At 56.9% G+C, this 14,596-nt stretch carries 15 protein-coding genes; 3 read left to right on the top strand and 12 right to left on the bottom strand.

The window, feature by feature from the left end; all coding sequences use genetic code 11:
- Positions 1-50 precede the first annotated feature (50 nt).
- Together cysG and ACZ6J2_RS17400 are read left to right on the top strand one after the other, a co-directional pair.
- On the top strand, positions 51-1,424 hold the full coding sequence (gene cysG, locus ACZ6J2_RS17405; RefSeq protein WP_471726318.1) for a siroheme synthase CysG: 1,374 nt from the start codon (positions 51-53) through the stop codon (positions 1,422-1,424).
- A gap of 142 nt (positions 1,425-1,566) precedes the next feature.
- Positions 1,567-1,737, top strand: coding sequence for a YhfL family protein (locus ACZ6J2_RS17400; RefSeq protein ID WP_008503029.1), 171 nt, complete (start codon positions 1,567-1,569; stop codon positions 1,735-1,737).
- Positions 1,738-1,879: 142 nt separating this feature from the next.
- Here ACZ6J2_RS17400 and trpS read toward each other — a convergent pair whose 3' ends face one another.
- The 12 genes from trpS to ACZ6J2_RS17340 form a co-directional block, all read right to left on the bottom strand.
- Positions 1,880-2,884 (bottom strand): tryptophan--tRNA ligase, encoded by a 1,005-nt coding sequence (gene trpS, locus ACZ6J2_RS17395; protein WP_471726317.1) that lies wholly within the window; start codon positions 2,882-2,884, stop codon positions 1,880-1,882.
- Positions 2,877-3,638, bottom strand: coding sequence for a phosphoglycolate phosphatase (gene gph, locus ACZ6J2_RS17390; protein ID WP_471726316.1), 762 nt, complete (start codon positions 3,636-3,638; stop codon positions 2,877-2,879). The genes trpS and gph overlap by 8 nt, the downstream gene beginning before the upstream one ends.
- Positions 3,631-4,308, bottom strand: coding sequence for a ribulose-phosphate 3-epimerase (gene rpe / locus ACZ6J2_RS17385; protein WP_024907923.1), 678 nt, complete (start codon positions 4,306-4,308; stop codon positions 3,631-3,633). Before rpe ends, gph begins: the two co-directional genes overlap by 8 nt.
- Positions 4,309-4,349: 41 nt before the next feature.
- The gene (dam, locus tag ACZ6J2_RS17380) at positions 4,350-5,162 is read right to left on the bottom strand and encodes an adenine-specific DNA-methyltransferase (RefSeq protein WP_033146808.1); all 813 of its coding nucleotides are present in this window, start codon (positions 5,160-5,162) and stop codon (positions 4,350-4,352) included.
- Positions 5,163-5,229: 67 nt separating this feature from the next.
- Positions 5,230-6,528 carry a cell division protein DamX gene (gene damX, locus ACZ6J2_RS17375; RefSeq protein ID WP_033146809.1) on the bottom strand — a complete coding sequence of 433 codons (1,299 nt, stop codon included), beginning with the start codon at positions 6,526-6,528 and terminating at the stop codon, positions 5,230-5,232.
- A 92-nt stretch (positions 6,529-6,620) separates the two neighbouring features.
- On the bottom strand, positions 6,621-7,709 hold the full coding sequence (gene aroB / locus ACZ6J2_RS17370) for a 3-dehydroquinate synthase (protein ID WP_471726315.1): 1,089 nt from the start codon (positions 7,707-7,709) through the stop codon (positions 6,621-6,623).
- A gap of 57 nt (positions 7,710-7,766) precedes the next feature.
- Complete coding sequence (gene aroK / locus ACZ6J2_RS17365; RefSeq protein WP_003861630.1) at positions 7,767-8,288, bottom strand: shikimate kinase AroK; 522 nt, start codon at positions 8,286-8,288, stop codon at positions 7,767-7,769.
- Between the two features lie 286 nt (positions 8,289-8,574).
- A complete protein-coding gene (gene hofQ / locus ACZ6J2_RS17360; RefSeq protein ID WP_223862645.1) occupies positions 8,575-9,798 on the bottom strand; it encodes a DNA uptake porin HofQ in 1,224 nt (407 codons plus the stop codon).
- Positions 9,725-10,129 carry a HofP DNA utilization family protein gene (locus ACZ6J2_RS17355; RefSeq protein ID WP_069303371.1) on the bottom strand — a complete coding sequence of 135 codons (405 nt, stop codon included), beginning with the start codon at positions 10,127-10,129 and terminating at the stop codon, positions 9,725-9,727. Before ACZ6J2_RS17355 ends, hofQ begins: the two co-directional genes overlap by 74 nt.
- Positions 10,119-10,574 (bottom strand): HofO family protein, encoded by a 456-nt coding sequence (locus ACZ6J2_RS17350; protein WP_471726314.1) that lies wholly within the window; start codon positions 10,572-10,574, stop codon positions 10,119-10,121. The genes ACZ6J2_RS17355 and ACZ6J2_RS17350 overlap by 11 nt, the downstream gene beginning before the upstream one ends.
- A 3-nt stretch (positions 10,575-10,577) precedes the next feature.
- Entirely contained in the window at positions 10,578-11,063 is a 486-nt protein-coding gene (locus tag ACZ6J2_RS17345; RefSeq protein WP_471726313.1) for a PilN domain-containing protein, read from the bottom strand.
- Positions 11,064-11,068: 5 nt separating this feature from the next.
- Positions 11,069-11,845 carry a pilus assembly protein PilM gene (locus tag ACZ6J2_RS17340; protein WP_159515052.1) on the bottom strand — a complete coding sequence of 259 codons (777 nt, stop codon included), beginning with the start codon at positions 11,843-11,845 and terminating at the stop codon, positions 11,069-11,071.
- 120 nt (positions 11,846-11,965) lie between these two features.
- Here ACZ6J2_RS17340 and mrcA point away from each other — a divergent pair, with 120 nt between their 5' ends.
- Complete coding sequence (gene mrcA / locus ACZ6J2_RS17335; protein WP_471726312.1) at positions 11,966-14,518, top strand: peptidoglycan glycosyltransferase/peptidoglycan DD-transpeptidase MrcA; 2,553 nt, start codon at positions 11,966-11,968, stop codon at positions 14,516-14,518.
- Positions 14,519-14,596: the final 78 nt, after the last annotated feature.

The raw sequence follows: 14,596 nt of genomic DNA, 5'->3' as shown, positions 1-14,596 counted from the left end.
TATCCTGACGTCAATTCTTACCCCCTCCATGAAAGCTGCGAGGTAACGTCGTGGATCACCTGCCGATTTTCTGTCAATTACGTAACCGCGACTGCCTGCTTGTGGGCGGCGGCGATGTGGCCGAACGCAAAGCGCGACTGCTGTTAGAGGCTGGCGCCCGCCTGACCGTGAATGCCCTGTCCTTCGCCCCCCAGTTTGAGGTCTGGGCCCAGGAAGGGATGCTTACGCTGGAACAGGGAGAGTTTGATGAGTCCCTGCTGGATACCTGCTGGCTGACTATTGCAGCGACGGATGACGATGAAGTGAACCAGCGCGTGAGCGATGCCTGCGAAGCGCGCAGAATTTTCTGCAACATGGTGGATGCGCCGAAAGAGGCCAGCTTCATCATGCCGTCGATTATCGACCGCTCGCCGCTGATGATAGCCGTATCGTCCGGCGGACGCTCCCCGGTTCTCGCCCGCCTGCTGCGGGAAAAACTGGAAGCCCTGTTGCCCCAGCATCTTGGTCAGATTGCGCATTACGCCGGGCAGCTCCGCTCCCGCGTGAAGCAAACCTTTTCGACCGTGGGCGAGCGTCGTCGCTTCTGGGAAAAATTCTTTGTGAACGACAGGCTGGCGCAGTCGCTGGCGAATCAGGACACCAAAGCCGTTGAAGAGACCACCGAACAGCTGCTGAGCGAACCGCTGGACCATCGCGGTGAAGTGGTGCTGGTGGGCGCAGGCCCCGGCGATGCGGGCTTGCTGACGCTAAAAGGGCTACAGCAGATCCAGCAGGCCGATACCGTGGTTTACGACCGTCTGGTCTCCGATGACATCATGAACCTGGTGCGCCGCGACGCCGACCGCGTCTTCGTGGGCAAGCGGGCGGGCTATCACTGCGTACCGCAGGAGGAGATTAACCAGATCCTGTTGCGCGAGGCGCAGAAAGGTAAGCGCGTGGTGCGCCTTAAGGGTGGCGATCCGTTTATCTTTGGTCGCGGCGGCGAGGAGCTGGAAACCCTGTGTGACGCGGGTATTCCCTTCTCCGTGGTGCCGGGCATTACGGCGGCATCCGGCTGCTCAGCTTACTCTGGCATTCCGCTGACCCACCGCGACTATGCCCAGAGCGTGCGTCTGGTGACGGGCCATCTGAAAACCGGCAGAGAGCTGGACTGGCATAACCTGGCCGCGGAAAAGCAGACGCTGGTGTTCTACATGGGGCTGAACCAGGCCGCGACGATTCAGGTGAAGCTGCTGGAGCACGGCATGGAGGCTGATATGCCGGTTGCGCTGGTGGAAAACGGTACGTCCATCAAGCAACGCGTGGTGAATGGTGTACTGACGCAGCTCGGTGAGCTGGCGCAGCAGGTCGAAAGCCCGGCGCTGATTGTGGTGGGTCGCGTGGTTGAGCTGCGCGATAAGCTGAACTGGTTCTCAAATCACTAACGCATATTCTTCCTTTGCGGAGTAGTCCTTATGCGGACTACTCCCCTCTTACTGCTGTCGATAACATACCGCCCGAAGTGGAATTTCTCCCTTTATTCCCCTGAGTTACATCCAACTTTCGTTTTTAAGACAAGGAATGCGTATGTTCAAACTGGCAAAAGCCGCCGTTCTGGTTGGCCTGTTATCGACTCTGACTGCCTGTACCGGTCATGTACAGAACACCAAAAATAACTGCAGCTACGATTACCTGCTGCACCCGGCGATCTCCATTTCGAAGATCATCGGCGGTTGCGGCCCGGCGGCGCAGCAGTAAGCGATTTTCAGGCGTAAAAAAACCGGGATATCCCGGTTTTTTTGTTTAGGGAAGTGCGGCCTGATGGCCTCACCCTACCCCTCTCCCACAGGGAGAGGGAACAACCCTAAAAACGGTAACGTGGTTACCGTTTTGCTTTTACCTACGGTTTACCCACAAACCCAATCGCTTCGTACACCGCTTTCAGGGTTTCGGACGCGCGCGCGCTGGCTTTTTCCGCGCCGTCTTTCATCACCTTCTGCAGGAAAGCTTCGTCGTTACGGTAGCGGTGATAACGCTCCTGCAGCTCGGTCAGCATGCCGGAAACGGCGTCTGCCACTTCACCTTTCAGGTGGCCGTACATCTTGCCTTCGAAGTGTTTTTCCAGTTCAGGAATGCTCTGGCCAGTCACGCCGGAGAGGATATCCAGCAGGTTGGAAACGCCCGCTTTGTTCTGTACGTCGTAGCGCACCACAGGCGGCTCGTCGGAGTCGGTGACCGCGCGCTTGAGCTTTTTGACGACGGATTTCGGATCTTCCAGCAGGCCGATAACGTTGTTGCGGTTATCGTCAGACTTGGACATCTTCTTGGTCGGCTCCAGCAGCGACATAACGCGCGCGCCGGATTTCGGAATAAACGGCTCTGGCACTTTAAACACGTCGCCATAAAGCGCGTTAAAGCGCTGGGCGATATCGCGGCTCAGCTCCAGGTGCTGCTTCTGGTCTTCACCCACCGGCACCTGGTTGGTCTGATATAGCAGGATGTCAGCCGCCATCAGCACCGGATAGTCGAACAGGCCGGCGTTGATGTTTTCAGAGTAGCGCGCGGATTTATCCTTGAACTGAGTCATACGGCTCAGCTCGCCGAAATAGGTGTAGCAGTTCAGCGCCCAGCCCAGCTGCGCGTGCTCCGGCACGTGAGACTGAACGAAAATGGTGCTCTTCTCAGGATCGATGCCGCAGGCCAGGTACAGCGCCAGGGTGTCCAGGGTGGCTTTACGCAGCTTCTCAGGATCCTGACGCGCGGTAATCGCATGGAGATCGACGATGCAGTAAATGCAATGGTACTCATCCTGCATGCTGACCCACTGACGTAACGCACCCATGTAGTTACCAATGGTCAATTCACCTGAAGGCTGTGCGCCACTAAAAACGATGGGCTTAGTCATTATTCAATTCCTGATGTTCACTGTGCGAAAGCCCGAGTGCGGGCAACAAATCTTTGAAGTGGTCGAAGACCACATCCGGCTCACTTAATGTGATGGCTTCACCGTAGTTGTAGCCATAGGTTAATCCGACGGAAGGACACCCAGCCGCTCGGGCAGCCAGAATATCATTGCGCGAATCCCCGACAAAGAGCAGCTCCGCAGGCGTTAAGGATAATTTTCCTGCCACCAGCAACAGCGGTTCCGGATGCGGCTTTTTGTTCTGCACGTCGTCACCGCCCACAATCACGGTGAAATACTTCGCGATATCGAGCGCTTCCAGCAGCGGTGCAACAAACGGCGTCGGTTTGTTGGTCACCAGCCCCAGCGGAATGCCCTTCGCGTGCAGCGCGCTCAGCGTTTCCTGAACGTCCGGGAACAGGAAACTGCCCTCCTCGACGGTCTCTTCGTAGAAACGATCGAACAGTTTGCGCAGAATCCGCAGCTGCTCATCCTTAGGGATGTCAGCGTGGTCAACGCTCGGTTTACCCTGCGCGGAACGCTGCGACGCGCGCTCCTGACGCGCCCACGTCAACGCGCGCTCCATCAGGACATCGGCGCCGTTGCCAATCCACGTTACCACGCGCTCTTCCCCCGCAACGGGGAGTTCAAGGGCGTACAGCGCCTGGTCTACGGCGCTCGTTAAGCCCGGCGCGCTGTCGACCAGCGTGCCGTCGAGGTCGAATGCCACACCCCGAATTGCCTGCAATTTATCCATGACTTACCTTCGCCAGCTCACGGCGCATTTCATCAATGACTTTTTTGTAATCCGGTTGGTCGAAAATTGCCGAACCAGCAACGAACATATCCGCGCCGGCCGCCGCAATTTCACCAATGTTATTCACTTTCACACCGCCGTCCACTTCCAGACGAATATCGTAACCTGACTCATCAATACGACGGCGTACTTCACGCAGCTTATCCAGCGTGTGGGGAATGAACGACTGGCCGCCAAAGCCCGGGTTAACGGACATCAGCAGAATCACGTCCAGCTTGTCCATGACATAGTCGAGATAGCTCAGCGGCGTGGCCGGGTTAAACACCAGGCCCGCCTTACAGCCGTTCTCTTTGATCAGCTGCAGCGTGCGGTCCACGTGTTCAGAGGCTTCCGGATGGAAAGTGATGATGCTGGCACCCGCTGCGGCGAAATCAGGCACGATGCGATCGACAGGCTTCACCATCAGGTGAACGTCGATAGGCGCGGTAATGCCATAGTTACGTAATGCCTTGAGCACCATTGGGCCAATGGTCAGGTTAGGGACGTAGTGGTTGTCCATAACGTCGAAATGGACGACATCTGCGCCAGCCGCGAGAGCTTTGGCAGTGTCTTCACCCAGGCGGGCAAAATCGGCCGACAGAATTGAGGGAGCAATCAAAAACTGTTTCATCCGCTTCTCCTTGAAATGTGTTTACCGGCGGGCAAAACGGCTCAGGGGCGATAAAGAGCCAGAAGTTCGTCCACCTTTTTACGAGTGCCGCCGTTGCTGCTAATGCTACGCCGCACTTTGACCTGAAAATGCTTCGCGGCTTTGTACCATTCGCGCGTATCAGGCGTGTCGTGATTCGAAATTAACACCGGAATTCTTTTGCTGACCAGCTTTTCTGCCATCTCCGCCAGACGGGCCTGTTCGGCCGGGCTGAAGCTGTTGGTGTGATAAGCGGTGAAATTCGCCGTTGCAGACAATGGTGCGTAAGGCGGGTCACAGTAAACCACCGAGTTTACGCCTGCCAGCTCCATACACTCTTCATAGGAGAGGCAATGAAACTCTGCGTTCTGCGCTTTTTCGGCAAAGTGGTACAGCTCGTCCTGCGGGAAATACGGGCGCTTATAGCGACCAAACGGCACGTTAAATTCTCCGCGCAGGTTATAGCGGCACAGGCCGTTGTAACCATGACGGTTGAGATAGAGGAACAGCAGCGCCCGACGGAACGGATCCTGACTCTGATTAAACTCAGTGCGGAACTGGTAGTAAACGTCCGGCTGATTATTCTCCGGCGTAAACAGTTTGCGCGCCTCTGCGACATACTCTTCGGTACGCAGCTTAACAATGTTATAGAGGCTGATAAGGTCGTTGTTGATATCCGCCAGGATATAACGAGAAAAATCGGTGTTGAGGAACACCGATCCCGCACCCACGAAAGGCTCGATTAGACACTCGCCTTTTGGCAGGTGCTTTTTAATATCATCGAGCAGGGGGTATTTCCCCCCTGCCCATTTCAGAAAAGCGCGATTTTTTTTCATGCTGACTAACTGATTACACCTTCTCCGGCTGTGGAGAAAGCTCCGACAGCATCCTGCGCTTTAAACATTACTTCAGATCGGCCTGAACCTGATGAATCGGCTTCGCCCAGGGATTTTTTGCCTGAACATCCGCTGGCAGTGCCGCTACGGCACGTTTCGCTTCATCTTTGGACGAATAAACGCCGCTGACCAGCACATACCACGGTTGACCGTTACGGGTCGTCTGATAAACAACATAGTCTTTCAGATTTGATTTCTTCGCCCAGCTGTTGAGGTTGTCATAGTTAGACGAACTGCTCAGCTGCAGCGTGTAGTTGCTGGATGGCGCAGACTTCATCGAGCCAACGTTACCTGCAGTTTTGCCTGCGGCGCTGCTGGAGGCTGTTGCCGTGGCTGCCGGAGCCGTGGCTGCAGGTGCAGCTGTGGTTGCCGTTGCTTTCGGCGCAGTCTGCGTGACTGGCGCTTTAGCAGGCTCGCTCACCGCAGCCGTTTCGGTGCGTTTCGGCTGTGCCGGTACCGCTTTCACTTCAGGCGCTTTTACGACTGCCTGAGGTTTGGTTTCACGCTTAGGCTCAATCACCGCCTGCTTACGTTCAGGACGCGTCGCAGTTTGCGTCTGGCGCGGTTTGGTTTCCGTCGCAGCCGTTTGTGGCTGAGCGTTACCGCCGCGAATTGGGGCAACGGTTGCCGGCTCAGTTGGCAGCGTAGAGTTAACCACGACGTTATCAACCTGCTGCTGGTTCTGCGGCTGCGTAAGCGCATTGTTCAGGTCACCCTGAACTTCTACGCGCTGCTGGCCTTCAGGCGTAGCAGGTGCCTGACCCTGAGCTGGGGTTGAAGAAACGGGCGGCAGAGAAACATCCTGCGGCGCTGTGGTGTTACCTGCGGTCTGCTCTGCGGAAGTCGCACCCGGTGCAGGCTGTGCGCCATTCGCCTGATTGGTCGCATCGTTACCGGACAGGTTGATGCTCTTCTCAGCGGAAGCAGTTTGCTCGGTTGAGTTCGTTGACGGTGCTTTAAGCGCGGAGCCAATGCCGACAATCAGCAGCACAAGCACCAGAACGCCAAGGCCCATCATAATGTACTGGCGGGACGCCGGTTTAGGCGCAGCGGCTTTTTTACGTTTACGCGGGCGACGCTCTACAGGCTGTTCGTCCATTGAATCTTCTTCGGACTCATAATCCTCTTCTGCTCGCTCTTCGTGCGCGTTGCGGCTGCGCGAAGGGCGACGATCGTCTGCATCCAGATCAACATCGTCAAAGTTGATCTGCGGCTCGTTATCACGTTCTGAAGATTGACGAGAACGACCAGTACGACGATCGCTGGGATCGGGTTTCAGCTCGTCTTCTGGTTTGAATTCATCCATTTAACACCCCACTCAAAGGCTTATGCTAACGACTTTGCATTTCACCTGAAGCTAAACGACCACCGGCGACAGTGGCCTGACCTTTCTAGTTGTTACGCCTGCTGACAATCAGCGATAGCGCCAAGAACGACATCGTGCGGCACTCCGCCGCGCACTTCACTCTTCCCTATTGCAAGCGGGAGTACAAGACGCATCTCACCTGCCAATACTTTTTTATCGCGCATCATGTGGGGTAAATACGCTTGCGCCGACATCTCCTGCGGCCCGGTTACCGGCAAACCTGCACGCTCAAGCAGCGCAATGATGCGTGCCGTCTCTTCAGGTTTAAACTGCCCCAGACGTTCAGAGGTGCGCGCTGCCATGACCATACCGGCCGCGACGGCTTCACCGTGCAGCCAGTTGCCGTAACCCATCTCGGCTTCAATGGCGTGGCCAAACGTATGCCCAAGATTCAGTAAAGCACGTAAGCCCGTTTCACGCTCGTCTGCAGCGACAACTTCTGCTTTCAGTTCACAACAACGACGAATGCAGTATGCCAGTGTAGCCTCATCCAGGCCCAGCAACGCATCCATATTCTCTTCAAGCCAGCTAAAGAACTCGCCATCGAGAATAATGCCGTATTTGATCACTTCTGCCAGACCCGAAGCCAGTTCGCGCTTCGGCAGGGTTTTCAGACAGTCGAGATCCACCACCACCGATGCGGGCTGGTAGAACGCGCCAATCATGTTTTTGCCGAGCGGATGGTTGACTGCCGTTTTGCCACCCACAGAGGAGTCGACCTGGGACAGCAACGTGGTCGGGATTTGAATAAAACGGACGCCACGTTGATAGCTTGCGGCCGCAAAGCCGGTCAGATCGCCCACAACACCGCCGCCCAGGGCAAGCAGTGTTGTATCGCGACCGTGCGGTTTTTGCAGCAATGCGGTAAAGACGGTATCCAGTACCGTCAGGCTTTTATACTGCTCGCCATCGGGGAGAATCACACTGTCGACTTTTACGCCGGCCTGCTCAAGCAGGTGGCGTACGCGGTCGAGATAAAGCGGAGCCAGCGTCTCATTGGTGACCAGCATCGCCTGATCACCCGCTTTCAGTGGTAAAAAGGAAGCTGGGTCGTTAAACAAACCAGCCGCGATGGTGATAGGGTAACTACGTTCCCCGAGAGTAACTGTAATCCTCTCCATGACGCGACATCCACCTTTAATGCTTTTACCCGCAGGCGAGTGTATATAAAGCCAGAATCAGTTGCTTTCCAGCATATGAATAATCTGGTTTGCAACCACTTTAGCGCTCTGGTCGTCAGTACGAATGGTCACGTCGGCAATCTCTTCATACAGCGGATTGCGTTCATCGGCCAACGCTTCCAGAACTTCGCGTGGTGGCGTTTCAACCTGCAGCAGCGGGCGCTTTTTATCGCGCTGCGTACGTGCCAGCTGTTTCTCGATGGTCGTCTCAAGATAGACCACTACGCCACGGGCGGAGAGACGGTTACGGGTTTCGCGAGATTTCACAGAACCGCCGCCTGTTGCCAGAACGATGCCCTGTTTTTCCGTGAGTTCGTTGATCACTTTTTCTTCTCGGTCACGGAAACCTTCTTCGCCTTCTACATCGAAAACCCAGCCCACATCAGCTCCGGTTCGTTTCTCAATCTCTTGATCAGAATCGTAAAATTCCATATTGAGTTGTTGAGCTAACTGACGCCCAATAGTGCTTTTGCCGGCACCCATAGGCCCAACCAGAAAGATATTGCGTTTCTCTGCCATTTTATCGGTACTACTAAGACTATTCGTTAATGGTAATTCCCGCTTCGCAGACACCCAGCGTAGCAGGACATGAACTGAAACCTCATATGCAATAGAGCGAGAGTCAGACTAAAAATTATCTCAATACTCCGGCTTGTTTGGCAACTGATTAAATCACCGCGCCGGGCGCATAAGGTAATAAGACGTAAGTCCAACTCAAATCGGTACTCCTTGTATGCTAATTCATGCCCCACGTCAAACATCTGCAACAAACTGAATGCAAAATCATTGCGGGGATCGTTACCCGTCAGCGAATACCGACCAGACGTGGTGTAATAAACACCACTAGCTCGCGCCGTTCATTATCCTTCCCATCGTGGCGAAAAAGCTGCCCAAGCCAGGGGATTTTCCCCAGCCCCGGCACGCTGTCGCTGCCGGTTTTGTTCTTCTGCGAAAAAATTCCGCCCAACGCCAGCGTTTCTCCACTTTTTACCTCCACCTGGGTTTCTATCTCCTGTTTGTCGATCGCCAGCGTTTCGCCGTCCGCCTGCTGCAGAACCTGTCCCGGCATATTTTCACTGATGTGCAATTTCAGGCGCACGCGCCCTCCCGGTAAGACCACCGGCGTGACCTCCATCCCTAATACCGCCTCTTTAAACTCAACGGAGGTTGCCCCGCTTTCACCGCTTGAGACCTGATACGGTATTTCACTCCCCTGCTTGATGCTGGCCGGTTGCATATGCGAGGCCAGCAGCCGCGGGCTGGCGATGATATCGACCTGCTGTTTTTGCTCCAGCGCAGAAAGCTCCAGATCCAGCAGCCGACCATTGATCCGTCCGATGTTAAAACCCACGTGGCTGGTGGCGCTGGCGACGGAAAGATCGCTACCAAGCGTGGTGAGCTGGCCAACCTTGCCCGCGTCGGCGGCGTCGGCGAGATTCCATTTCACCCCTAGCTCACGCAGGCTTTTTTCATTAATGGTCACAATATGCGCCGCCAGCTCGACCTGTTCGACGGGTATATCCATCTGAGCGGCCCAGCGCTGCAGCGTCTCCACCACCGTCTGGTTATCGCGAATCAGCAGCCGGTTGGTGCGTTTGTCGAGAGACAAACTTCCCTTTGGGCTCAGGAGTTTTTCCGCGTCTTTTTGCAGCTCTCCGGCATCGGCATAGGAGAAAGCGAGGCTGTGAGAAACCAGCGGTGCCTCAAGCTGTCGACGCGTTCGCTCCTGTTCTGAGCGCTCCTGCTGTTCACGCTGCCAGGCCGCGGTATGAACATAAAAAATGCCGCCCTCCTCTCGCAAAACGAGGCCAGCGCTGGTGACAACCGTCTGTAACGCTTGCCGCCAGGGGACGCGCGTCAGGTTGAGCGAAAGCGAGCCGCCGACGTCAGGCGATATCACCAGATTTCGATTCTCCTGTGCGACCAGGCTCTGCAGCACCTGGACTACAGGCACGTCATCCACCACCAGCGTGACCGGTTTTGGCGCGGCGGCCCACAGCGGATGGCTGAACGCCAGCAGCCACAGCATTATCCGTAAATTCATTCTTATCCGTTCCTTCTCGTTGCCACGTCCATGTTCCTGGTTCACATGTGTCACCCACATCAACAACCAGTTCCGTTTCATTGATAGCTGTTATCGTCCAGCCCGCCGGGAAGCGCTCATGCGTTTTCAGCCGGTACCAGCGCTTTTGCCCATCCTGTAAAATGCCGATAGCCTGCTCTCCTCCCACCATGCCGCGATAGCGCCACTGCGCCAGCTCGCCAATGGCACAAGGATCGTCCGGCGGGCGAAACGGATCGCGCATGCCGGTCAATAGCAGCGCTGAGCAAACCAGCAAATATCGCGCGCTATTTCGCATGTTCCAGCTCCAGCCGCAGGCGCAGTGCTTTACCTTGTGGCGAAATCGCAAAAGCGGCGATCTGCACATCCCGCTGCGCCAGTCGGGAAAAAAGTGCCGGAAGCGCCTGCCACTCAACCTCCAGCATCAGTTCCCCTCCGTTCTGCAGCGGCTTCCAGTGAACCAGCGTCGCGTTATCGCCCTGAAAATCGAGCGGGGAAAAAGATATCAGTTCCCACGATTCCGGTGTTTCCGGACGAAACGGCATCTTTCTGACGGCAGGCCATAACGCTGCGTTAGTTCTTGCATCCTGAATCAACTGGTGTTGTCGTTCAGCACACTGCCTTTCTACCGGTCTGAGCAAGGTGCCCCACGCGGCCAGTCCGGCCAGGAGGCTCCCCAGACACCAGAAGAGCACCCGATACCAGGGACGGCTTTCGCACCAGCGTTCTAACAGGGTATCCACGCGTTAACCCTCGCTTTTAAGATAAAGGGTGAACACCCAGCGCCCCTGGCTGTCCCGTCGAAGCTCACCCGTCGTCCCGGGCGTAAAACCCGCGATTTGGCCAAGCGCGTCGCGCAGAGCAGACAGGGCCGACAGGGTTAGGGCATACCCGCTCAGCATCAGCGCGGGAGGCTGATAGCGCAGCTCTGTCAGCCAGACCTGTGCCGGCATGGTGCGGGAAAGGGATTCCAGCACCGGTTGCCATGCGCGTCGCTGAAGTGTCTGCGCCGGCATCTGCGCCTGTGAGGCGAGTTTCTGCCGGGAGAGAAGCGCGTGCTGCACGGTCTGCATTCCCGTCAGATCCGTTTGCAGCGCGTGCAGCCTCATAAGAGGGTTCATCCGCAGACCGAACATGACCACGAACATCAACAGCACGGTGCCGACAGACATTGCGCCCCAGAAGCGCAGGCATCGCGCGCGCCGCTGCTGTCGCCAGGGCAGAAAGTTCATGATGCTCATCCGGGCACCTCGCTCATGGCCAGCGCCAGCGCAACGGTATAATCAGCGCCGCAGTCCGGTAGCGGGGCATGGCAGCGTTCCAGGATTTCCCACGGGTTACGTCGGTTATCAAACAGCGCGATGTCATCCGGTCCAAGCGCCAGCAGCGCCGCCAGTTCGGCCACGCTTTCGGCTTCTGTGGTAAGGCGGCGTCCCCACTGGTGGCGCATCGCCCACAGCCACTGCCGATCGTCCCGCCAGGCGATGCACGTCGCTGGTGCCACCGCAGGAAGAAGATTGGCCAGCGCGCTGGCATCCGGCGTAATGGCCACCAGCCGCACACGCAGCGTTTTCGCCAGCGCCAGAAGGGTGTCGACCTCGTTGTTTTGCGCGGCGGTCACGTGAAAGGTATTGCTGAAGGTGTCCTGCGCGTAATCGAAACAGAGCGTATCGGCAGACATCTCCAGTTCGCGCGCGAGCGCCGCGCCAAGCCATGAGAGCTGCTCGCTGTCGCGCAATGCTACTGACGGGCGGGGAAGCGACCGCTGCAGGGTGCGTGCTGCCGGGAAAGAGAGGAACACCCGGTGGTAGTGCGGCAGCGTTTTCCGCCAGTCGCGTAGCGCATCAACCAGCTGTTCTGGCTGACAAATTTTGCCGTCACGAATGATGCCTTCGGCCAGAGGAATCGCCCACCAGCGGCGCAAGCACCAGCCGGACTTCTCCCGGGCCAACGCAACGATCAGCACCCTATCCTGTTGAATATGAACGCCCGTTTGCCATGTTTTGAAAGCCATGCTTCACGATCTCCTTATCGCCCGTCACCTTGACGGCTATATCAATGAATCAGGCTTGCCTTTATACTACCGCGCGATTGTTTAGAAACTGCCCAAGTGAAACCAAATGGGAAATCTCCGGTGAAGTTCGTAAAGTATTTATTCATCCTTGCAGTTTGTTGCATTCTGCTGGGAGCAGGCTCGATTTACGGTTTGTACAAATATATTGAGCCACAGCTACCTGATGTCGCCACGCTTCGCGATGTGCGACTCCAGATCCCGATGCAGGTCTATAGCGCCGATGGCGAGCTGATGGCGCAGTATGGCGAGAAGCGTCGTATTCCGCTGACCTTAAACCAAATCCCCCCTGTGATGGTGAAAGCCTTTATCGCCACGGAGGACAGCCGTTTCTACGAGCACCACGGTGTCGATCCGGTGGGGATTTTCCGTGCCGCGAGCATTGCGCTGTTCTCTGGTCACGCCTCTCAGGGGGCGAGTACCATTACGCAGCAGCTGGCGCGTAACTTCTTCCTCAGCCCTGAAAAGACGCTGATACGTAAGATCAAAGAGGTGTTCCTTGCGATCCGTATTGAGCAGCTGCTGAGCAAAGACGAAATCCTTGAGCTGTACCTCAACAAAATCTACCTGGGCTACCGCGCCTATGGCGTGGGGGCTGCCGCTCAGGTTTACTTCGGTAAGCCTGTTGAGCAACTCACCTTAAGCGAAATGGCAACCATTGCCGGTCTGCCGAAAGCGCCGTCCACGTTCAACCCGCTCTACTCGCTCGATCGCGCCACCGCGCGTCGTAACGTCGTCCTGTCACGTATGCTGAGCGAAGGCTACATCAGCCAGAGCGAGTACGACCAGGCGCGTAACGATGTGATTGACGCTAACTACCACGCCCCTGAGATCGCCTTCGCGTCCCCTTACCTGACCGAAATGGTTCGCCAGGAGATGGTGAATCGCTATGGTGACAAGGCCTATGAAGATGGCTATCGCGTGTACACCACCGTCACCCGCAAGGTCCAGCAGGCGGCTCAGGAAGCAGTGCGGAACAACGTGATGGACTACGATATGCGTCACGGCTATCGCGGCCCGTCAAACGTGCTCTGGAAAGTGGGCGAAAGCGCGTGGGACAGCAAAAAAATCACCAGTACGCTGAAGGCGCTGTCAACCTATGGTCCGCTCCTTCCTGCCGTGGTGACGCAGGCCGATCCTCAGGAAGCCGTTGCGACGCTCGCGGACGGCACCTCCGTCTCCCTGCGTATGGACGGTATCCGCTGGGCGCGTCCGTACCGCTCGGATACGCTGCAGGGCGCAACGCCGCGTAAAGTGACCGATGCGGTACAAACCGGGCAGCAAATCTGGGTGCGCAAGGTAGGCGAATCCTGGTGGCTGGCCCAGGTGCCGGACGTCAACTCGGCCCTGGTCTCTATCAACCCACAGAACGGTGCCATCCTGGCCCTGGTCGGCGGGTTTGATTTCAACCAGAGCAAATTTAACCGCGCCACCCAGGCGCTGCGTCAGGTCGGTTCCAATATCAAACCGTTCCTCTACACGGCAGCGATGGATAAGGGCTTGACCCTCGCCAGCATCCTGAACGACGTGCCGATCTCCCGCTGGGATGCCGGTGCCGGTTCCGACTGGCAGCCGAAGAATTCCCCCGCGGAGTATGCCGGTCCTATTCGTCTCCGTCAGGGGCTGGGGCAGTCGAAAAACGTGGTGATGGTGCGCGCCATGCGCGCGATGGGCGTCGACTATGCCGCAGAGTATCTGCAGCGCTTCGGTTTCCCGGCGCAGAACATCGTTCGCACCGAGTCGCTGGCGTTAGGCTCCGCCTCGTTTACGCCGCTTCAGGTCGCACGCGGGTACTCGGTGATGGCCAACGGCGGCTTCCTGATTGACCCGTACTTCATCAGCAAGATCGAAAACGACCAGGGCGGCGTGCTGTTCGAAGCGAAGCCGAAGATAGCCTGTCCTGACTGCGATATTCCGGTCATTTATGGCAATACGCCGAAATCCGAGGTGCTTGAAAACAAGGACATGGAAGATCCTGCCGTGTCTCAGGAGCAGCAGAACGGCGTCGTGCCGCAGCCGCAGCTTGAGCAGGCTAACCAGTCGCTGGTGGCACAGACCGGTGCGCCGGAGTATGCCCCGCATGTGATCAACACGCCGCTGTCGTTCCTGATCAAAAGCGCGCTGAACACCAACATCTTCGGTGAACCGGGCTGGCAGGGTACAGGCTGGCGCGCAGGGCGTGATTTGCAGCGCCATGACATCGGCGGTAAAACGGGGACAACCAACAGTTCGAAAGATGCGTGGTTCTCCGGTTACGGGCCGGGCGTGGTGACATCGGTCTGGATCGGTTTCGACGATCACCGCCGTGACCTAGGTCGTACAACGGCCTCCGGCGCGATTAAGGATCAGATTTCCGGCTACGAAGGCGGAGCTAAAAGCGCGCAGCCCGCCTGGGACGCCTACATGAAGTCCGTGCTTGAAGGCGTGCCGGAGCAGCCGTTAACGCCACCGCCAGGTGTGGTGACGGTTAATATCGACCGCAGCACCGGTCAGCTCGCCAACGGCGGTAATAGTCGCGAAGAGTATTTCATCGAGGGCACGCAGCCAACCACGCAGGCGGTGCACGAGGTGGGGACAGAGATTATTGATAACGGCGAGACGCACGAGCTGTTCTGACAGTAAAGCAAAACGGCAACCTCTGGTTGCCGTTTTTGTGTTTTCTCCCTCTCCCGTGGGAGAGGGTTGGGGTGAGGG

This window comes from Enterobacter sp. E14S (assembly GCF_055666685.1).
Note: the sequence above shows the minus strand (reverse complement) of the source record. Positions and strands in the feature narration are given on the sequence as shown.

What these genes read in the sequence shown, in the direction of transcription:
- ACZ6J2_RS17400 (WP_008503029.1), top strand. Translation starts at nt 1,567, where the DNA reads ATGTTCAAACTGGCAAAAGCCGCCGTTCTGGTTGGCCTGTTATCGACT.
- trpS (WP_471726317.1), bottom strand. Translation starts at nt 2,884, where the DNA reads ATGACTAAGCCCATCGTTTTTAGTGGCGCACAGCCTTCAGGTGAATTG.
- gph (WP_471726316.1), bottom strand. Translation starts at nt 3,638, where the DNA reads ATGGATAAATTGCAGGCAATTCGGGGTGTGGCATTCGACCTCGACGGC.
- rpe (WP_024907923.1), bottom strand. Translation starts at nt 4,308, where the DNA reads ATGAAACAGTTTTTGATTGCTCCCTCAATTCTGTCGGCCGATTTTGCC.
- dam (WP_033146808.1), bottom strand. Translation starts at nt 5,162, where the DNA reads ATGAAAAAAAATCGCGCTTTTCTGAAATGGGCAGGGGGGAAATACCCC.
- damX (WP_033146809.1), bottom strand. Translation starts at nt 6,528, where the DNA reads ATGGATGAATTCAAACCAGAAGACGAGCTGAAACCCGATCCCAGCGAT.
- aroB (WP_471726315.1), bottom strand. Translation starts at nt 7,709, where the DNA reads ATGGAGAGGATTACAGTTACTCTCGGGGAACGTAGTTACCCTATCACC.
- aroK (WP_003861630.1), bottom strand. Translation starts at nt 8,288, where the DNA reads ATGGCAGAGAAACGCAATATCTTTCTGGTTGGGCCTATGGGTGCCGGC.
- hofQ (WP_223862645.1), bottom strand. Translation starts at nt 9,798, where the DNA reads ATGCTGTGGCTGCTGGCGTTCAGCCATCCGCTGTGGGCCGCCGCGCCA.
- ACZ6J2_RS17355 (WP_069303371.1), bottom strand. Translation starts at nt 10,129, where the DNA reads ATGCGAAATAGCGCGCGATATTTGCTGGTTTGCTCAGCGCTGCTATTG.
- ACZ6J2_RS17345 (WP_471726313.1), bottom strand. Translation starts at nt 11,063, where the DNA reads ATGAACTTTCTGCCCTGGCGACAGCAGCGGCGCGCGCGATGCCTGCGC.
- ACZ6J2_RS17340 (WP_159515052.1), bottom strand. Translation starts at nt 11,845, where the DNA reads ATGGCTTTCAAAACATGGCAAACGGGCGTTCATATTCAACAGGATAGG.